The organism is Chryseobacterium sp. CFS2 (assembly GCF_036543225.1).
GTDB lineage: Bacteria > Bacteroidota > Bacteroidia > Flavobacteriales > Weeksellaceae > Chryseobacterium > Chryseobacterium culicis_A.
Map to the genome: position 1 here is coordinate 317602 of NZ_JAZHQU010000002.1, position 20544 is coordinate 338145.

General features: G+C 36.1%; 19 protein-coding genes and 1 pseudogene. 13 read left to right on the forward strand and 7 right to left on the reverse strand.

Annotated features, from left to right (window positions below; translation table 11 throughout):
• The first annotated feature begins 78 nt into the window (after nt 1–78).
• The 7 genes from ODR02_RS04835 (at nt 79) to ODR02_RS04865 (ending at nt 7452) form a co-directional block, all read left to right on the forward strand.
• Nucleotides 79–945 (forward strand): helix-turn-helix domain-containing protein, encoded by an 867-nt coding sequence (locus ODR02_RS04835; protein ID WP_309511743.1) that lies wholly within the window; start codon nt 79–81, stop codon nt 943–945.
• Nucleotides 946–1033: 88 nt separating this feature from the next.
• Complete coding sequence (locus ODR02_RS04840; RefSeq protein WP_002982623.1) at nt 1034–1453, forward strand: OsmC family protein; 420 nt, start codon at nt 1034–1036, stop codon at nt 1451–1453.
• Between the two features lie 175 nt (nt 1454–1628).
• Nucleotides 1629–2234, forward strand: coding sequence for a TetR/AcrR family transcriptional regulator (locus tag ODR02_RS04845; protein WP_209786320.1), 606 nt, complete (start codon nt 1629–1631; stop codon nt 2232–2234).
• 10 nt (nt 2235–2244) lie between these two features.
• Nucleotides 2245–3513: an acetyl-CoA C-acetyltransferase gene (locus tag ODR02_RS04850; RefSeq protein ID WP_309511744.1), complete on the forward strand. Its 1269-nt coding sequence runs from the start codon at nt 2245–2247 to the stop codon at nt 3511–3513.
• 11 nt (nt 3514–3524) lie between these two features.
• Nucleotides 3525–3950 (forward strand): PaaI family thioesterase, encoded by a 426-nt coding sequence (locus ODR02_RS04855; RefSeq protein ID WP_209786322.1) that lies wholly within the window; start codon nt 3525–3527, stop codon nt 3948–3950.
• Nucleotides 3951–3952: 2 nt separating this feature from the next.
• A complete protein-coding gene (gene fabF, locus ODR02_RS04860) occupies nt 3953–5194 on the forward strand; it encodes a beta-ketoacyl-ACP synthase II (RefSeq protein ID WP_209786323.1) in 1242 nt (413 codons plus the stop codon).
• Between the two features lie 725 nt (nt 5195–5919).
• Entirely contained in the window at nt 5920–7452 is a 1533-nt protein-coding gene (locus ODR02_RS04865; protein ID WP_309511745.1) for a hypothetical protein, read from the forward strand.
• Nucleotides 7453–7700: 248 nt separating this feature from the next.
• On the opposite strand, the gene ODR02_RS04870 is transcribed toward ODR02_RS04865, so the two are convergent.
• The 4 genes and pseudogenes from ODR02_RS04870 to msrB all read right to left on the reverse strand — a co-directional run bounded on the left by ODR02_RS04870 (nt 7701) and on the right by msrB (nt 10013).
• On the reverse strand, nt 7701–8123 hold the full coding sequence (locus ODR02_RS04870) for a hypothetical protein (RefSeq protein ID WP_309511746.1): 423 nt from the start codon (nt 8121–8123) through the stop codon (nt 7701–7703).
• A gap of 110 nt (nt 8124–8233) precedes the next feature.
• Nucleotides 8234–8989, reverse strand: coding sequence for a murein L,D-transpeptidase catalytic domain family protein (locus ODR02_RS04875; protein WP_105683153.1), 756 nt, complete (start codon nt 8987–8989; stop codon nt 8234–8236).
• A 193-nt stretch (nt 8990–9182) separates the two neighbouring features.
• Nucleotides 9183–9521, reverse strand: a pseudogene (locus ODR02_RS23565) (DUF7079 family protein); the annotation flags it as partial.
• Between the two features lie 45 nt (nt 9522–9566).
• A complete protein-coding gene (msrB, locus tag ODR02_RS04880; protein ID WP_245169797.1) occupies nt 9567–10013 on the reverse strand; it encodes a peptide-methionine (R)-S-oxide reductase MsrB in 447 nt (148 codons plus the stop codon).
• A gap of 213 nt (nt 10014–10226) precedes the next feature.
• Here msrB and ODR02_RS04885 point away from each other — a divergent pair, with 213 nt between their 5' ends.
• A complete protein-coding gene (locus ODR02_RS04885; protein WP_209786327.1) occupies nt 10227–11471 on the forward strand; it encodes a DUF445 domain-containing protein in 1245 nt (414 codons plus the stop codon).
• Between the two features lie 26 nt (nt 11472–11497).
• Nucleotides 11498–12388 (forward strand): hypothetical protein, encoded by an 891-nt coding sequence (locus ODR02_RS04890; protein WP_309511748.1) that lies wholly within the window; start codon nt 11498–11500, stop codon nt 12386–12388.
• Between the two features lie 32 nt (nt 12389–12420).
• Here ODR02_RS04890 and ODR02_RS04895 read toward each other — a convergent pair whose 3' ends face one another.
• Together ODR02_RS04895 and ODR02_RS04900 are read right to left on the reverse strand one after the other, a co-directional pair.
• The gene (locus ODR02_RS04895) at nt 12421–13458 is read right to left on the reverse strand and encodes a quinone-dependent dihydroorotate dehydrogenase (RefSeq protein WP_309511749.1); all 1038 of its coding nucleotides are present in this window, start codon (nt 13456–13458) and stop codon (nt 12421–12423) included.
• A 313-nt stretch (nt 13459–13771) separates the two neighbouring features.
• The gene (locus ODR02_RS04900) at nt 13772–14467 is read right to left on the reverse strand and encodes a pseudouridine synthase (RefSeq protein ID WP_209786330.1); all 696 of its coding nucleotides are present in this window, start codon (nt 14465–14467) and stop codon (nt 13772–13774) included.
• A 196-nt stretch (nt 14468–14663) separates the two neighbouring features.
• On the opposite strand from ODR02_RS04900, the gene ODR02_RS04905 reads away from it, so the two are divergent.
• The 4 genes from ODR02_RS04905 (at nt 14664) to ODR02_RS04920 (ending at nt 19038) form a co-directional block, all read left to right on the forward strand.
• The gene (locus tag ODR02_RS04905) at nt 14664–14864 is read left to right on the forward strand and encodes a hypothetical protein (protein ID WP_209786331.1); all 201 of its coding nucleotides are present in this window, start codon (nt 14664–14666) and stop codon (nt 14862–14864) included.
• Nucleotides 14865–14915: 51 nt separating this feature from the next.
• Nucleotides 14916–16457, forward strand: a complete 1542-nt coding sequence (locus ODR02_RS04910; protein ID WP_105683146.1) for a glycine--tRNA ligase — start codon at nt 14916–14918, stop codon at nt 16455–16457.
• Between the two features lie 104 nt (nt 16458–16561).
• Nucleotides 16562–17401 (forward strand): hypothetical protein, encoded by an 840-nt coding sequence (locus tag ODR02_RS04915; protein ID WP_309511750.1) that lies wholly within the window; start codon nt 16562–16564, stop codon nt 17399–17401.
• Nucleotides 17402–17508: 107 nt separating this feature from the next.
• Nucleotides 17509–19038, forward strand: a complete 1530-nt coding sequence (locus ODR02_RS04920) for a hypothetical protein (RefSeq protein WP_209786334.1) — start codon at nt 17509–17511, stop codon at nt 19036–19038.
• 120 nt (nt 19039–19158) lie between these two features.
• Here the strand turns inward: ODR02_RS04920 and ODR02_RS04925 are convergent, their stop codons facing one another.
• On the reverse strand, nt 19159–20487 hold the full coding sequence (locus tag ODR02_RS04925; RefSeq protein WP_309511751.1) for a M48 family metalloprotease: 1329 nt from the start codon (nt 20485–20487) through the stop codon (nt 19159–19161).
• Between the last annotated feature and the right edge of the window lie 57 nt (nt 20488–20544).

The window sequence follows — 20544 nt, forward strand, 5'->3', positions numbered from 1 at the left end:
GACATCAGAAATTTGGGTTTCAATAATTTAATACAGCTTAAATCATGCTTTTTTGTATCTTTAAACTAAAGTTAAGGTATGCCGCAACAGATTGTTTTTGAAGATCACTATAAAAGACTCGGATTGGAAATATTTTCAGGAGAAAATCTGGAGAATTTTAACGGGAATCGTTTCAGAACTGATATCAAAGTATTTTTCATTCCTTCAGGATACGAACTTACGGTAGACTTTAATCATTATAAGACAAAGAAACCTTCACTTTTTTTCCTGACTAACCAGCATCTAAGTATCCAAAAAGGAAAAGATGAATCTATTCTTCTTTTCTACAACCGTGATTTCTACTGTATCCAGATTCATGATAAAGAAGTAGCTTGTGATGGGCTTCTCTTTCATAATGTATTCGAAATACCTTATGTGGAGCTTGATGATTCAGAAACGAGTCTTATAAAAGGACTGTTTCAAAATATCCACGATGAACTGGAATGGAAAGATTCTTCTGCCGAGGAAATGATCAGAACCTATGTAAAACAGATGATCATCCGAGCAACCAGAAAATGGAAACAACAGAATTTAGACAATAACGCCGTCCGAATTCCGGGTACTGAACTAGATGTTTTCAGAGATTTCAGCAGACATCTGGAAATTCATTTCAGAGAAAAACATAATGTGGCAGAGTATGCAGACCTGCTTCATATGGCACCAAAAACATTAACCCATAAATTTAAAAGTTTAAATCTGGATTCTCCCAACCAGTTCATCATCAACAGAATTTTGTTAGAAGCTAAAAGATTATTATTCTACACTGATAAACCTGTTAAAGAAATTGCCTATACTCTTGGATATGAAGATCCGGCTTATTTTAACCGCCTTTTCACCAATAAAACGGGAAGCACTCCTGCAAATTTTAAAAAAAATTACTCTTCGGGAAAAAAGTACAATATTTAAGTCTTTTTATCTATTGAATATACCTCATTGCAGACATACCTTTGTAACATCAAAATCAAACAATACTAAATACAAAAAAACAAACATTATGAGACGTAACGCAACAGCCGTTTGGAACGGTACCATCAAAGAAGGAAAAGGACATTTAACAACACAAAGTACAACTTTAAACCAGACTCAATACTCTTTCAACAGCCGTTTTGCGGATGGTGTAGGTACAAATCCTGAAGAATTACTGGCAGCAGCTCATGCAGGATGTTTCACCATGAAATTAGATGCTGAGCTTTCACAAGCCGGATACAATCCTGAAGAATTAAAAACAACTTCGGTCATCACTCTTGATCCCAATATTGGAAAGATTACAAAATCTGAACTGACTTTGACTGCTAAAGTTCCGGGAATCTCTGAAGAAGAATTCCAGAAATTTGCTAAAATCGCCGAAGAAGGATGTCCTGTAAGTGCAGCATTCAACTTTGAGATTACATTGAATGCTACTTTGGAAAATTAAAAATCTTAATTTCAATATCAATAGGAACGGGCTTTAGCCCGTTTTTTATTTTAAAACAATTCTATTGGCTTTAGCCAAAACTTAAAGACACAGAAGATCTGTATCCGTAAATTTTAAAATAAAATATACCGAGTGGTATATTTTTGTATATTTGCATAGTATTTAACCATTTATAATGTCGAAGGCCGAAAAAACAAAACAGCATATCATCGAGAAAACAGCAACTCTTTTTAATACAAAGGGTTATATTTCCACATCGCTGTCCGACATTACACAAGCAACCGGATTAACGAAAGGAAGTATTTACGGAAATTTTGAAAACAAAGATGAAGTAGCCATTGAAGTCTATAAATACAATGCCGGATTGCTGGGCAAAACCCTTAGCCGTTCTTTTGGTGATGAGTTCCCCACTTCTCTGGATAAGCTTCATGCTTTTGTAGATTTCTATCGCAAAAACTGGAAGTTTGTTTTCTCAAACGGAGGCTGTCCCATCATGAATGCAGCAACGGAAGCAGATGATTCTTTCCCTGCTTTAAAAAATCAGGTTAAAAAGTCTTTTGAACAATGGATGTCAAAAATTTCATCAGCTATTATGGAAGGACAAAAGAAAGGGGAAATTAACAGCAATGTAAATGCAGAACAATTCGCATCTCTATTCATCATGCTTATTGAAGGCGGAATCCTGCTTTCAAAAACAATGGGTGATCAAAGCTTTCTAAACAATGCTTTAGACAAAATCACCAGCATGATAGATCATGAACTCAATATTCTTCCATCATAAATTATATCATATGGAAACAAAAAAAGTGGCTATTGTAGGATACAACAGAATTCCTTTCGCCAGAATGAATACCGCTTATTCGGAGCAGGGTAATCAGGATCTCCTGCTTGCTTCTCTGAACGGATTAATAGACCGTTATCATCTTCAGGGGAAACGCCTCGGAGAAGTTGCCGGCGGAGCTGTTATTAAACACATCTCTGAAAGCAACCTCATCAGAGAAACCGTAATGAATACTTCTCTTGATCCTGCAACTCCTGCCTGTGATCTTCAGCAGGCATGTGACACAGGTATTGAAGCGGCTATTTATATCGGAAATAAAATTGCATTGGGCCAGATAGAATCAGGGATTGCATGCGGTGTGGAAGCAATGAGCAATATTCCGTTTGAGTCTTCACCAAGATTAAGAAAAGCGCTTTTAAAAGCCAATAAAGAAAAATCTGCTTTTGGAAAAATAAAACAGCTTTTAAGTCCGAAACTGAAAGACTGGATGCCTATTCCTTACAAAGGACAGGAGCCTAAAACAGGTCTGGTAATGGGCGAACACACAGAAATTACTGCCAAATACTACAATATTCCCAGAGAAGAACAGGATTTACTGGCTTTAAAAAGTCATCAGAATATGGCTAAAGCTTATGATGAAGGATTCTTTGATGATATGATTACTCCTGCTTTTGGCCTAGATAAAGACAATAATCTAAGACGTGACAGCAGTATTGAAAAACTATCACAGCTAAAACCTGCTTTTGATAAACAGAACGGAACGTTAACCGCTGGAAATTCTACCCCTTTTACGGACGGAGCTTCCGCAGTTTTACTGGCCAGTGAAGAATGGGCAAAAGCTAACAATCTTCCTGTTTTAGCTTATATCAGTTTTTCTGAACTGGCAGGAATAGAATATGTTGAAAATAAACAGGATCTACTTCTTGCCCCTGTTTTTGCCGCAGAGAGAATGCTTAAAAAAGCAGGGATGAATCTATCTGACTTTGATTATTATGAAATTCATGAAGCTTTTGCAGCACAGGTTTTAACAACCATAAAAATCTGGGAAAATGAGGAACTTGCCAAAAAATTCGGACTGGAGAAAGCACTTGGAAAGATAGACAGAAGTAAATTGAATGTAAAAGGAGGAAGCCTTGCAGCGGCACATCCTTTTGCAGCAACAGGCGGAAGAATTATTGCAACCCTGGCAAAATTACTTCATGAAAAAGGCAGCGGAAAAGGATTCATATCCATCTGTGCAGCCCGTGGGCAGGGAGTAACCATGATTTTAGAAAAATAAAAATTGAAAGTATGGATAGATTAGCACAATTACAGCAATTCATTGGAAAAGAATTCCATCAGTCACCATCCCCTTTTATGAAATGGCTAAACCCCATCGTTCTTTCTGCAGATGAGGGACAACTGGCATTTCAGTATACGGTAAGAGCGGAATGGCTGAATCCCATAGGAAATCTTCATGGTGGAGTTACAGCCGCAATAGTAGACGATATCATTGGTGCCACCATGTTTTCTTTAAATGAAAATTCTTTCATTACCACCATAAATAATGTCATTGATTATTTTTCAACTGCAAAAGAAAATGATAATATTGTAGCTGAAACTAAAATCATTAAAAGAGGTAAGCAATTTGTCAATGCACAATGCGAAATATGGAATGCAGACAAAACACGCTTAATCGCAAGAGGAACCTCTAATTTATTCAAAATCAATAGCTAATTATGAAAAGAGTTGTCATTACAGGTCTGGGCGCAGTGACGCCTTTGGGAAATAATGTCGAAGAATTTTGGCAAAATAGTATCAACGGAGTGAGTGGAGCTAATAAAATCACCCTTTTTGATACAGAAAAATTTAAAGTACATTTCGCATGTGAGGTTAAGAACTTTGATCCAAAACTTCATTTAACACACAACGAAATCAAAAGAAGTGATTTATTTTCACAATATGCCATGTATTCCACTGCGGAAGCTCTAAAAGATTCTGGTCTTGAACTGGAAAATATGGATCCTTTCGATATTGGAGTAATCTGGGGAACCGGACAAGGCGGAATGTGGACTTTCGAAAGTGAAGTCATGAATTTTGCAGCCGGAGACGGAACGCCAAGATTCAATCCATTCTTTGTACCAAAATTCATTGCCAATATGGCATCAGGAATGATTTCTATGAAATATGGCTTGCAGGGAATTAATTATACAACAGTTTCTGCATGTGCAACAGGAAATACGGCGTTGATGGATGCTTTCAACTATATCCGTCTTGGAAAAGCAAAAGTCATTGTAAGCGGTGGTTCTGAAGCTGCTATTTCTCCGGCTTCTATAGGTGGATTTTCCATTATGAAAGCCATGTCTACAAGAAATGACGACTTTGCAACAGCCAGCCGCCCGTATGATGCAGACAGAGATGGTTTTGTAATGGGTGAAGGTTCCGGAACATTGATTCTGGAAGAATATGAGCACGCCAAAGCAAGAGGGGCAAAAATTTACGCAGAATTAGTAGGGGCTGCAATGACAGCTGATGCTTATCACATGACAGCACCTCATCCTGATGGTGTTGGAGCTATCAAAGCAATGCAGCTAGCCCTTAATGAAGCAGGAATCAACGTGGATGATATTGATTACCTTAATCCGCATGCAACCTCTACTCCGCTTGGAGATTTGGTTGAGTTGAACGGAATTAATAAATTATTTAAAGGAAGTAAAAACCTTGACATCAGTGCTACAAAATCTATGACAGGCCACTTATTGGGTGCTGCAGGAGCCGTTGAAGCGATTATTTCTATTAAAGCGATTCAAAATGGAATTATTCCTCCAACAATCAATCTTCACAAGATTGACGAGAATATTCCTCAGGATGTCAATATTGTTTTTGGAGAAGCAAAGGAAAAAGATATTACCTATGCCTTAAGTAATGCTTTTGGATTCGGAGGGCATAACGCGACTTTAGTGTTCAAGAAATTCAGCTAATTCTGAAATCAAAATAGTTTTAATCCCTGTATTTTTATACAGGGATTCTTTATTTATTCTATAAATAAAAAGTAATAATTTACTGATTAAAAAAATCTTTAAAAATTAATTATAATACGACTTCTTTTGTCGCTACCTGTCAATATCTTTGTTTCAGTAAAAATCTTGCAAGAGTTTACAAAATAATTATTTAAACAGAAAAAATGATGTATAACTTCAACATAACGGCACAGAAGGCTCCTTTTACTCCCCTTACTCCGACTTTTATTTAACAGGGTGAAACTCTCAAAAATCGGATTCGAATTGAGAGGCTATAGCTATAGAAAAAGCAGACAGACTGACTGCTTTTATTTTATTGATCATTGATTGTGACAATTCTCTGGATACGCTGGGGCACCCCAACCTCTCCCGGTTCTCTTATGCATTGATGCGCAAACAAATTGCATACGTAATCTGCTCCATACATTACAATGGTTCCTCTACAGGCATCCTATATCCAATTCCCTATAATCTCAATGAGTATCCATTATCGCTCTGGTAAGTTTAAAATCCTTTCACTCAATAATATATAAATAAGTAAAAAAAACTTAAAAACATCATTACGCACAGGGAGAAAACGAGAAAAGTGTAACGCTATTCAAGAAACTTTAAAATCCTGATTTTGTAAATAATTTAGTATTAAAACTTCAAAAAAATCATATTTAACATAACAAAAAAAAATTAATATGTCAATACAACTTGTAAACCCCTCTACCAATGAAATGTTGAATTATTATCCGACTACAACATTTCTGCATAACGGATCTGCTATTCCATCAAACATTAACGATAATGATGGAGTTATTTACCTAAAATATTCCGGAAGTACTTATGTCCTTGAAGACTTTATGGGAGGCCATCCTATTAATGTAAGAAGATTCGGAATTGACAGCATTGACAAAGGCTATACTTCAGCTGCCATCAATAAAGGAATAGAGCTGGCAAGAAAATACGATTACAAATCTATATATATTCCCAGCGGAGATTATAATATATCTGAAACTATCAAAATAGACGTTAAAAATTATACAACGATCAGAATTGATGGGAATTTAAAAGTAAGTAGCTCGTTGATAGGCAATGCAATATTCATAGGACCTACGCTTCATACTAAAGAAAATCCAGTTCCTCCCATAGAAAATTCTTTAGTAGGCCTGAATATTCAGGGGCTTAATTGTGATAAAGGTACATATGACGCATCAGACAATACTATTGGAGTAAAAATCAATAATATCATTGCTTCTTCCATTGAAATCAAGAGAGTGTACGGATTTGATATAGGAGTACTTTTGTATTCTGATAAAGGTAACGGAGGTGGTATATCTTATAATACCTTCCAGCTTAATCATCTTCATGATAATAAAATCAGTATAAAATTTGAAAAAGCGGATGATGATGGATATATTAATGAAAATATTTTTTACGGCGGAACCTTCAATCATAGCACAGAATTTCCAAAAATTGAAACGTACCATATATTGATGGAAAATAATGTACAGAACAAAAATCCCTATAATAACAACAGATTCTTTTATCCTTCTTTTGAAGACAATGATACTGAGAATGCTACAGCAGCTAAAATATCCGGAGAAAGCAATACCATTGTAGGACCAAGAATGGAAAACCCAGCTAATCCTGAATATCAAATTATTTTCGATACAGATTCCAAAAGATGTCAGGTTATTTCCAAAGGCTTTGGCCTTTACAAAAGCTCTGTAAAAAACCTTGGCAGCGAAAATTCTTATGAAACCAACAGTGGCAATCTACTAACAACAAACTCGGAAAATCCTGTATTGACATTACAAAACCAGGCATCTTCAGCATTTACACTTTATAATGGTTTAGATACATCCGGTAATACGGTTTTCTCTGTGAACGGTGAAGGAAAAGGATTTTATGGAAATTCTGTATATACTGAAAAAGGATTCAGATGGACAACTTCTGACGGAAGCAAAAATGACAGAGGCCTGTTCTCCGGAAGTGGAGACCCTTCCATTTCCGCTAATCCGGGAAGTATCTATATTAATAACAATGGAGGGGATAAAATGCTTTGGGTGAAAACAACAGGAAGCAGCTCCACAGGCTGGAAACTGATAGGAACACAGGCTGCACCTCTTACCGCACCTATTCCTCCTACTCCCGTTACAGCAGAGGATGTATGGAAGAGATTATATGATCTGGAGGAGAAACTTAAAGCAGCAGGCTTACTATCTTCTTAAATTAAAACTAAATAATCTTTTGCCCATAAAGAGTTCGATATTCTATCGGGCTCTTTCCTTTTACATTTTGGATCATTACTTTGAAAAAAGGATTGACCACAGCTATTTAGAGTAAGATTGTCTGATAATAATAATAATAATAATAATAATAATAGGAATTTGACAGAAAATGAAAAGCAGCCAAAACTGATTGCTTCAAAACATAAAGAATCTATATCTTCACTTAAAGAGAGCTGTATCAAAGTTTATTATGCATCGGGAACAAAAAAATCATCTTCATTATCTGACATCGGGATATAAAGTCTCTCCCATTCTTCACCTTTTACCATATCCCAGCTGTGTCCGGCCCCTTTAAGATCTTCAGCCAAAAGAATGATTCCTGGTTCAATAATAAATGTAGTGCCGTCTGTTACTTTAAATCTTATATTCCCTCTGATGGTAATAACATATTGCCTTCTGGGCGCCGGATGATCACTTTTTTCCCATTCTTCCGTTTCATTACTGATCCAGAAAACTTTTGCATTGATAGGTTTAAGCGTGGGCATTTTACCTTTCTCAAAAGTGCATGATCCATCAGGATTATTAATCAGTCTTATAGCGGGAATAAATCCGACAGAAGTTTCCGTATCTACACTTATACTCTTATGATGGTCATGTTGTCCTTTTATCATGCTATGATATTTTAAGGCTAAAAAGTTGATATAAATTTAATGGTTATTTTCGAATTGCAGAACTTATTTAAAAGAAAAAGAGCAGTCAAATCTGACTGCTCTTTTTATCTTTACGCTTTCAACCATTCTGAGGAAGAAAGATAGTTCTGATCCGGGTAATAGATGAACAGACAGTTTTTTCCTTTAATCGTATTGATTATAGATTGTGTCAGCTCTCTTGGAACAGCGGGGCATCCCCAGCTTCTTCCGATTCTTTTGTGCATAGACGCGAAGGCATCACTTACATAATCAGCACCATGCAAAACAATTGCTCTTCTGTAGGCTGCATCATTAAAGCCTTTATCCATTCCCAATAGTTTCAAAGAATATCCGTTGTCGCCCTGATAGGTTGCATCTGTAATATAAAATCCTAAGCTGCTCTGTAACGAACTTTCCTTGTTAGAAAAATTCGTCGCAAATTCTTCGCCGGTATTTTTTCCGTGTGCTACCAATGAGTTGAACAGAACTTTTTTGTCTTCCAGGTCAATGATCCAAAGTCTTTTTGTATTAGAAGACATAGAAAAATCGCAGATAGTTAATAAGTGCGAGTCTTGAGTAAGCAATCCTGCTTTTTTTAAATTTTCATAACCAGTTAATGCTTTTGAGAACACTTCATAATTCAATTCATGTTCAGGGTCAAATGCAATAGATTGGTACAATGCTTCTGATGAAGACACTGCTGTAGTGCTCTTCTCAGATTTCGTTTCAGCTACTTTTTCAGTTTTCGTTGTTTTTACATTCTCACTTTTCGCCACCACTCTTGGGGAAATGTAGAATGAAGTCGTCACCATGTAAACAAGGCCTAATACGCTATAAAATCCTTTCATTCAATACTATATAAATCCAAATTAGTGAGGCAAAAGTATAAAAACATAATTACCAAGGGGTTATAACTCTAAAAAGTTTAACGCTATTTAAGAAACTTTAACGTCCTGATTTTGTGAATTAAAGCACTTATTCTGAAAAAATTTCAAGTAAATAAAGGCTGATAATACTCAATATTTTCTTCCATTGAAGAAGTCAGAACCTCGTTTGATTATAGATTTCTTCAAGTCTTTTCCAATAATCTCTATTTATGGGTTGGTATATTGGATAAATACATTTGATAGCCAGAATATCCAGTTTACTTCGAAATTCCATCCAGGTCATAATATTTTTAACTAATCTTTTTTCTTCAAAACCAGCCCATTCACCCGCCGGATTCAGAAGATTGGAAAAAAGAACAGGAAAAACTTCATACTGATCTATCTTTTTAATCTTTTCAAGGTTAAAAGGGCTTTTAAGGAAAATACCGGTTATATACTGAAATTGCCACTCCTGAAGCTCTGTATCGAGATACAAATCGGCAAGCGCCAGCCATACAAGCTTCCGTTATTCAAAGAGCACAGGTTCATTCATGGATGTTTAATTCTTAGAATCCGCTACAAATTCAAGACTCACAGAATTCATACAGTATCTCAATCCCGTAGGTTTCGGACCATCATCAAAAACGTGTCCCAAATGGGAATCGCATCTTTTGCAGAGCACTTCTACCCTGTCCATCCCATAAGACTGATCTCTTACATAATAAACACCTTCTTTATCAGCTTCAAAAAAACTCGGCCATCCGCAGCTGCTGGAAAATTTTGAGGTAGAACGGAACAGGTGGTTTCCACACACGGCACAGTAATACTCTCCTACTTCATCAAATTCATTATACTTTCCTGTAAAAGCTCTTTCTGTTGCTGCTTCTCGGGCGATGGCATACAAATCCGGAGCAAGGAGTTTTTTCCATTCATCATTGGAAACGTTAAGTTTTGTAGTATCTGTTCTGGAGTAATATGGATTGTTTTTTGCTTCTGTATTTTCCATAGAAGTTTTTTTAATAGATTCGTATTTCTGCGTACATGCCTGCAGAAAAAATAATAAGGTGAGTGAAACTAAAAATTTCATCGTAAATTTCATTCTTTAACGGCAAAAGATTGGGTTGGCATTATTTTGACTTAAATGACATCAATCTTTATGGTTTAAAAGCTTTTATTAAGATTAAACGGTTTCATAACCAAATTTAGTAAATTTGAGAATATGAATGACGAAGCAAAAAGAAAACAACTCAGAAAATATAAAGCATTTGCCACAGGATTATTTGTTCTGATGGCTGTTATTTTCATTGTTACCACTATTGTACAGAAGTCTAATAACTCTCATTGGATCGGCTATGTACGGGCTTTTGCTGAGGCCGCTATGGTAGGCGCATTGGCAGATTGGTTTGCAGTTACTGCATTATTCCGCCATCCTCTCGGTCTTCCTATTCCTCATACCAACCTTATTGAAAACAGCAAACAGAGACTGGGAGACAACCTGGGGAGCTTTGTAGTAGGTAATTTCCTTTCTCCTCAGAATATACGTCCTTATATTCAAAAGCTTAAGGTTTCCAACTTTGTCGGGGAATGGCTGGGTAAAGAAAAGAGTCAGGATATTTTGATTAAAAATCTTTCTGATATTGTTCTTGACATTCTTAATAAACTTGATGACTCTACGGTAAGTCAATTTATTAGCAAAAAAGTATCTGAAATGACAGATGATATTAAGCTTAATAAGGTAGTAGGAAACGGAATCGGCTATATTCTGGAAAAGAATGACCACCAGAGAATCATCACCAATCTTTCTAAGCAGATCAAGGAATACATCATTGAAAACGATGAAATGATCCAGGAACGGGTAAAGAAAGGCAGCTATTCATTCATTCCTTCTTTTGTAGATACTAAAATTGCAGATAAAATTGCAGACGGGCTTTCTGATTTTTTTAAGGAAATAGAAGAAAACCCTCAGCATGAAGTAAGAGGACTGATTACTCAGAAGATTCATGAATTTTCTATTGATCTGAAAGAAGATCCGAAATGGGATGAAGAATTTAAAACGATCAAAAACGGACTTCTGAAAAATGATAAACTGGATGAATACTCCAATGACATTTGGGTTTCTATCAAAAAAACGCTGATGAAAGAGCTTCAGGAAGAAAACTCCTCATTGAAAAATTATCTTACTAAAAACCTGAATGAGTTCGCACAAAATTTAAAGACAGATGAAAATCTTCAGAACAAAATTGACCATTGGGTTCGGGTAACGGCTTATAAATACATTCTGAAAAACACCCATCAGTTTGGAAACCTCATCAGTACGACTGTCGGTAACTGGCAGGGAAAAGAGCTCAGTGAAAAGCTGGAGCTGGAGGTAGGAAAAGACTTACAGTTTATCCGGGTCAACGGAACACTGGTGGGAGGTCTGGTCGGCCTGATTATCTACACCATTGCTCACTTCTTCATTTAAAAACTAACATCCACGATCACTCAACCATGAAAAAAAATTTTACATTATTCTTTTTCTTATCCCTCACGTTTTTTCTCAGCCAAAAAATTGAATTAAAAAAGGTAACAGATTCTTCGCAAACTTTTACCGGACAGATTGGAGGAGCTCCTATTACCCTACAGCTCAGCTACACAGGAGTGGTAGACTGTGACCAGTATCAGCACTACGTTGATGGATGGTACTATTATGATAAATACAAAAAGAAAATCCCGCTTACCGGAATATATGATTATTATGGACATCTGTCGCTGTATAATTTTGGAACAAAACAAAAACAGAATTCTAAGCTTTTGAAAGAGCAGATCACTTCCCTTCAGAAAGTAGAAAAGACGGATGAAATAGTTCAGAAATTACTCCCAAAGGAATCTATCATATTTGATCAATCCACTCTTAAAAACAATCCAATTCCCGGCCATTTTTATTTTGGTAAAAAGGTTCAGCCTGCAACATTATTTACAGGAAATGCTATGATCTACCGCCTCAACAATTATCTGTACTTACCAAATAATAAAAAGATCAATACTTATGATTTCATCAATAAAGCTGGAGGAAATGAACTGCTATCCTACTCTTCAGGAGAAAATGGGAACAGGGTTCTGCTCTATTTTGAGCAGACTTCAAATTTTAATGCCTGCGGACAATGTGGAGCCAGTGATGGAGAAAAAGGCTACAGAGTTCTTTATTTTACAAAAGACTGGAATTATAAAAACTATGAGGAATTCCTGATTGAAAGCTGCTGGGAAAATATTTATGATGTCACCAAAACAAGATCCAAAGACAAGCAAACGATTCAATATAAAATCGCCAAATCCGAAGGAACTCCTGCCCATACACTTACTGTAGACATAAAAAATGCATCCATAGTAAAATCAAAATAAAAAAGAGAGTCACAATAACTCTCTTTATATTTTTATCTTGGTAATCTGCTTGCTCTTTTCAGAAGTTCCTGATTGATTTCGTTAATCAGTTCCGGACCTTCATAAATAAATCCGGTGTACAGCTGAACCAATGTGGCTCCTGCATCTAATTTTTCCATCGCATCTTTTGCAGAATGAATTCCTCCTACCCCAATGATTGGGAATGCTCTGTTGCTTTTATCGGAAAGGTACTTAATCATCTTTGTACTTCTTTCACGGATCGGTTTTCCGCTTAGTCCGCCATTTCCTATTTGCTTTAAAACTTCTGGTGATGTCTTCAGGCCTTCTCTGTTGACAGAGGTGTTGGAAACTACGATACCATCAATTTTCGTTTCTGCAATCAGCTCAATGATTTCGTCTAACTGATTGTTATTCAAATCCGGAGCAATTTTCAGTAAAATAGGTTTCTGTACAGACTTTGACTGGTTTATTTTCTTTACTTCTGTAATCAGCTCTCTCAGATATTCTACATCTTCCAGTTTGGCGTGGCTTCCTACATTCGGACAGCTTACATTCAGTACAAAATAGTCTACATGAGGATGAAGACCTTCAAAACAGTCCAGATAATCCTGGGTATAGTTTTCCGGGCTTGTATCGGTATTTTTTCCGATGTTACCTCCGATGATTATTTCTCCTTTATTGGATTTCAGTTTTTCAATAGCCGCTTCAAGACCATCATTGTTGAATCCCATTCTGTTGATGATTCCACCATCTTCAATAAGACGGAACAATCTTTTCTTAGGATTTCCGGCCTGTGCTCTTGGTGTTACCGTACCGATTTCTACAAATCCGAACCCAAGATGTCCTAATTCGTTGAACAAAACTGCATTTTTATCGAAACCGGCAGCTAATCCAACAGGATTTTTAAATTTTAATCCGAAAACTTCTCTTTCCAGACGTTTGTCTTCAATAGGTTTGGGTAAAAATAGTTTGGTAAGAAATCCAAAATTTTTAAGCATTGAAAATGTAAAATGATGAACTTCCTCGGGATCAAATTTGAAAAGAATGGGACGAATGAGCGATTTGTACATTGAAAAAAAGTTTTACAAAAATACTCATTTTAAAATTAATGCTAGATTAACCTATGATATTTTATCAAAATGGCTGATCTATAGTATCTATAAGATGGAAAGCAACTATATATGCAACAAATCAGTGGGATTTTTAACGCTAGGACCGCAAAGAAAAATGACCATCCTGAAAACATTTTGGTTCGCAAGGACGTTTCACTAAGCGAAGTACGCGTTATCATTCTTTGCTGAACGAAGTGCCTTAGCGCTCGAAAAGTAAATATTTAAATACATTCTTAGTGAACATTGCATTAAAAAATATTTACAAATAACATTAAGAATAAGAACTCAGATCAAAATTCAGAATATCTCCTACTCTTTTGAACTCATCATCTATAGTGGCATTTACTGTAATTCTTTCATTAGAAACAGGATGATTAAAAATCAATTGATGGGCGTGAAGCGTCATTTTGCTGATCTCAAATGTTTGAAGCCACAACTTATTTTGTTTATTGCAACCATGTTTTCGGCAACCTAAAATAGGATGCAGAATATGTTTAAAATGTTTTCTCAACTGATGAAATCTTCCCGTCTCAGGAATTGCTTCTACCAAACAATATCTCGAAGTCTGATGTTTTAAAAAAGGTAAATCTATTTCTGAAGTCTGCAAACGGCGGTAGTAGGTAATGGCATTTTGTTTGACTTCATTTTCATTAACCAAATCATAATCAATGGTTTCTTCTTCTTTTGTCCATCCACGAAGAATGGCCAGATACTTCTTCTCCACTTCGCGTGACGCAAACTGCTCGCTCATAATTCTAAGAGTATCTTTATCTAAGGTAAACAGCAGAACACCCGAAGTCTTTCGGTCTAACCGATGTACAGGATATACTTTTTGTCCGATCTGTTTCTTCAACTCCTGAATAGCATAGGTATCGGCTTCTCCCGCATAGAAAGATTTGTGAACCAACAGTCCGCTGGGTTTGTTGATGGCAATAATATGCTCGTCACGATAAAGAATTTCTAACATGGTGCAAAAGTAGAAATTTCCGGCCGATTTAGCCCTGATTGAGCGGTATGTTTGAGCTCTTTTCTGTTTTTAGGCGGCGGCTTTGCCGCCGCCTAAAAACAGAAAAAGCGAGTAGCGAAAGCAAATTCCCGGCTCCTTGATCAAACTTCAAATAAAAGGTTTATATTAGTAAAAGGTTTCCCTTAATTTTAAAAAAATGACAGACTATTTTGGTTTTTTTGTAAAATTGATCGTGATCGCTGTTGTTATAACGATCGCTACAATTTTTTTTGTGCCCTTAAAAAAATACAGAATAGCAAAGATATTACTGTTTATTATTGCCGGTATTTTATTTATCATTGGTGTGGGAGGATGCTTTTTGATGACCATCTCTAATGTAGGTTCTTACAGGTATTAATATTTTCCCAATAAAAAACATTATTTTTGCATATCAGACGTTAAAAAAATTATGGCAAAGCAAGAAGATGTTTTCAAGAAAGTGATTTCTCACGCTAAAGAATATGGTTTTATTTTCCCATCGAGTGAGATCTATGATGGTTTATCCGCTGTTTACGATTATGGACAGAACGGTGCCGAACTTAAAAATAATATCAAACAATATTGGTGGAAAGCGATGGTACAGCTTAACGAAAATATTGTCGGCATTGATTCAGCAATCCTTATGCATCCAACAACATGGAAAGCATCAGGCCACGTAGACGCTTTCAACGATCCATTGATTGATAATAAAGATTCTAAGAAACGTTTCAGAGCAGACGTTTTGGTGGAAGATTATTGTGCTAAAATTGAAGATAAAGAGAATAAAGAAATCGAAAAAGCAGCGAAAAGATTCGGTGAGGCTTTCGATAAAGATCAGTTTGTTGCTACGAATCCAAAAATTCTGGAATACAGAGCAAAAAGAGAAGCAATTCTTTCAAGGCTGGCTAAATCTCTGGAAAATGAAGACCTTGCTGATGTAAAAGCGTTGATTGAAGAGCTTGAAATTGCAGATCCTGATACGGGTTCTAAAAACTGGACAGAAGTAAGACAATTCAACCTGATGTTCGGAACAAAACTGGGCGCTTCTGCTGACAGTGCGATGGATCTTTACCTTAGACCGGAAACGGCTCAGGGTATTTTCGTTAACTTCCTGAATGTACAGAAAACTTCACGTCATAAGCTTCCTTTCGGTATTGCACAGATTGGTAAGGCCTTCAGAAACGAGATTGTGGCAAGACAGTTTATTTTCAGAATGCGTGAATTCGAACAGATGGAAATGCAGTTCTTTGTTGCTCCGGGAACAGAACTTGATTTCTACGAACAATGGAAGCAAAAACGTCTGAACTGGCACAGAGCTTTAGGTTTGGGAGACGAGAACTACAGATTCCACGATCACGAAAAGCTTGCTCACTATGCGAATGCTGCAGCTGATATTGAGTTTAACTTCCCATTCGGATTTAAAGAACTGGAAGGAATTCACTCAAGAACAGATTTCGACTTAAAAGCTCACGAGGAATTCTCCGGAAGAAAGCTTCAGTTCTTTGATCCTGAGAGAAACGAAAACTATGTTCCTTATGTAGTGGAAACGTCCGTAGGTTTAGACCGATTATTCCTTTCTATATTTTCACACTGCCTGAGAGACGAAGTATTGGAAGACGGTTCAGAAAGAACAGTTTTATCTTTACCTCCGGCATTAGCACCAATCAAAGCAGCTATTCTTCCATTGATGAAAAAAGATGGTCTTGCAGAATATGCAGAAAATATCTTCAATGATCTGAAATACGATTTCAACTTATTCTACGAAGAGAAAGATGCTATTGGAAAACGTTACAGAAGACAGGATGCCATTGGTACTCCTTACTGTATCACTGTAGATCACGACTCTTTAGTTGATCACACCGTAACCATCAGAGACAGAGACACGATGCAGCAGGAAAGAGTTCCTGTTTCAGAGTTGAGAAGAATCATTGATGAAAAAACAAACTTCAGAAATTTACTTTCTAAAATATAATTGAAGAGCCCTGGTTAGGGCTTTTTTATTTTTCAACTATTCCGGATCAACATGCCACAAAAATTGTTATTTTTAGCGGACTAAAAACTAAACGAATAATAACCATGAAAAAACTGATGCTTTCATCACTGGCTTTGGCAGTGCTCTCAGGCTGTGTGTCTAATGATAATCCGGCCGATCACAGAGATAACAGCAATAATTCTCATAATAATAACGGTCCTTTTCATCTCCTGAAAAAAGCAACTGACGTAAATCCAGGCGGTCAGCCCTACATGGTGGAGTTTAAGTATAACGGAGATCAGATTATAGAAACTTACAATGCTTCAGATGATGACAGAGTGGTTTATACCTATAGCGGATACAATAGTGATTATATTGCTAAAACTGAAGAATTTATTGGTGGTGCCCTGGTTCTCAGGAGAGAATTCACCTATTCCAATGGAAGGCTTTCAACAGAAAAGATAACCGATCAGGAACAAGGAACGCTTATCTATACCAAAATCTATCAGTATATCAGTGATACCCATGTACAGTTTAATGAGTATAAAAGCGGAACTTATAATCCTTCAACGGGAATGTATTCAGATCTTGTATTTGCACAGGTGGATGTTAATTTAACCAATGCCGGAAATGTAGCTTCTGCCAAATACACCTATAACGGAGTTACCTATACTATTACCAATACTTATGATACCTTCAATAATCCTATGAAAAATATAAGAGGTTTTGTGAAGATCAATTTATTTGATGTGAGTGACGGACAAATAGGGTATAATAACCTATTGAATCAAACAGAGAGCTATTCCGGTTCATCCAATGGAACCAACAAAATTACTGCTGTGTATACACTTAACAGCGACAACTATCCTACCAAAGCCGTTACTACATATGATATCTCAGGTAATGGAACAAGTACTCATAACTGGCTTTACGAGTATTATTAATAATTATTTTGCATTTTAGGTTATAAGCTTTGGAAATATTTCCAAAGCTTTTTTATTTTTCGCAACATATAGGTTAATTTATTACTTTTATCCCTCAAATTTTAACCATGAAAAAAATAACTCTGATAATGTTTGGGCTGGTCCAGACCTTTGCATTTTCCCAAACTCAGGATCTGACAACACTCGCTGCGGGTGATCATGTAGGAATGAATGCTCTATTCGATGATAAAGACAATCTTTACGGTTACGTTTCTCTCTATTCTTACGGAAAATCCGGTGATAAAACCAAAAAGTTTGAGTATGTTATATTAGATAAAAACCTCAACCCTGTTGCCAACAAAGAATTTGAAGGTGATATCACGGCTGCTTCTTATTTAGGATATGTAGATTTTAAAGGACAGATTATTTTAAAACCTTCCATGATGGACTATTCCCTGGTAAAAACAAGAGAAGTATTTACTCCCGTTTCTATGGTGATAGATCCTAAAACAAACTCTATTACCAGAAAAATATATTACGACTATCTGGAAAATGGTACTTTCAAAGAAATCAATGAACCCAAAAGCTGGAAAGAACAGCGTAAGGAAAACCGTGAGGAGAAAAAAGATAAAGGCTACAACTACATTTCTGCCGTAGGAGAACTGAAAGAAGGAGGCTATTTTGCTGTGGAATATAAAGATTACGGAAAATACGAAAACAGCAATAGTCTTATTAAGTTTGATGCTAACAAAAAGGAAGTCTGGAGATATAAGTATAACACAGACGGAAGTAAAAAGCTGTACACTACCTTATCCGTTCTGGAAAGAGATGAAAATTATATGTACTGCATCATGAAAAAGGTTAATGACAAGCAGAAAACATTCAGTGTGATGGTTCTTGATATGAAAACCGGAAAAGAAACGTCCAATAAACCGGTTACAGGATTATCTGATGATACGATAGACAATATTGAATCCTTCTACTCCAACTACAGAAAGCTTGATAATGATAAAACTTTTGATGATAAAGTAGTCCTGCTAGGAAGAAACTATGATGATTCCGAATCCGTAGGGTTTGCAAGAATGATTCTCAACAAATCTGATTTCACAGTAGATACCAAAGCAATTAATTATGAGCCTAATATCTCTACATTTCTTCCCAAAGTTAATAAATATGGAATGGTAGAAAGCGGTTATATGCTTCAGACCAAAGACATGTATTTTATGAACGATGGAAGCATAGGTATCTTATCCGAAAAATATAAACCTGCAGGTCAATATAATGCTCCGAAAACCACTGATCTTGTGTATATCTATACCGATAAAGATTTCAAAGTGAAAAATGTTCAGGTTTTTGAAAAGGAAAAATCAAAATGGGTAAACAGTGACTATCTGTTCTCACAGTACCTCAACGGAGGAAAAGATGTGGTATTTTTCTACCGCGACTATCAAAAAGACGAAGTAACCAGGCAGAAAAGATGGAATCTATTTATCAATACCATTATTGATGGAAAGTTCAAACAGGAAATCATTCCCATTTCTGAAAAAGACAACTATGCCGTAACTCCGTACGTTGGAAAAGAAGGCTATATCCTGCTTCGTGAATATAACGAAAAAGAAAAATTCAATAAAATCCGTTTGGAGAAATTAAATTACTAATATAAAAAGAACCCTGACAAAACATCAGGGTTATTTCTTTTATGTTTTGGCTTAAGCCAGTGGGATTTTTTGTTATTTTAAACGGGCTAAAGCCCGTTCCTATTGATCCTTTAATGATGATCAGTTTACCTTCGCTATCGTTTCATTCGTCTGATAAAAGTCTGCAATATTCTTTATTTCATCCAGGCTTAAATTCCACATAAAGTTCAGAAATTGCTGATAACTTTCACTTTGATTTTTAGGCTCTATCCGATCCAGATACCGGTTCAGGTTATAATTTTTTCTTGCCTCATATATTTTGGAAAAACATCTTCCCAGCCAGCTTTTATAATACTTTTCCTCTTCATCATCCTGTAAAAACTGCATGGCAGTGTAAATGCCCAACCCATAATCCTCCGAATGGAAATAATTGGGCAAAATTTCCATCCTGGCTGTTTTTTTCAATGTGAGAAACAGATCCGAAGGTTTTTCCGGAATAAAAGGTGTTTTGAGTTCTGTAAAAGTCTTTTTAAGCATTACAATCCTTCTGGATACTTCAGGATGCGATGCCAGGGAATCTTTATTAAGCTTTTCTTTGTAGAAATTATAATTGTACAGGGAGAAGTCTTCCTTCTTCATCCACTTCTCATTGAAAACCTGTTTAGGAAGATTAAAAAGTTTCTTATAGGTATCCACCTTCAATTCTCTTGGTGAAATGGTATCAAAATCCTGAAGCCTTTGAAGTGCATTTACAAATTCAGCTTTCTTGAAATCACTGTTTTTAAAAATGATATATCCTAAAGAATCTGCCTGCATTTCACTTTGTCTTCTTTCCACCCCTTTTTTGTACGCAGTATTTTTAAAAATGTCAAAAGCTTTCTGATTCTGGCTCTGGCTTCTGCGTGTTGTTGTTGATTTTATATTCTCCACCACCACTTTATCCAGCTTATCCTGTTCGATAATTTTTAAAAAAGTTTTCAGAGAATGTTCTTCTATTTTGTGCCCCAGCTCATGAGAAATCACCGCAGCAATCTGCTCCTCATTGTTCAGCCAGCTGTAAAGCCCCATATTGATTACAAAAGTTCCGTCAGCAAGGCAATAAGCGTTGGGTGTATTGTCTTTTGCAATCAGAATTTTCAGATCCTGAGGAATTGCAGGATTACTCTTTTTAAGACGATGAATCATGGATTGTATACTGGTCTCAAATTCGGATTTAAAGATAAAATCCTTATTCTTTACCTGCTTTTCAAAATCAGTTCCGAATTCTTTATAAATCTTGGATAGTTCAGAGCCTGTTTTCCCTGAATATTGGGATTTTAATCTCTTGACAGTTGCTTCATTATTGCCTTCAAAATTCTTTAAAAATGCTTTTCTCTGTATATAATCTGCAGTATCTATCGGTTTATACATCTGGGCTATTCCCATCATCGAAAGCAGGAAGCAGCCTAATACAATTAGTTTTCTGGTCATAGTTTTCATCAATAAGAACAAAAATAACTTATTTGCTGATTCATTTTAAATTTTATA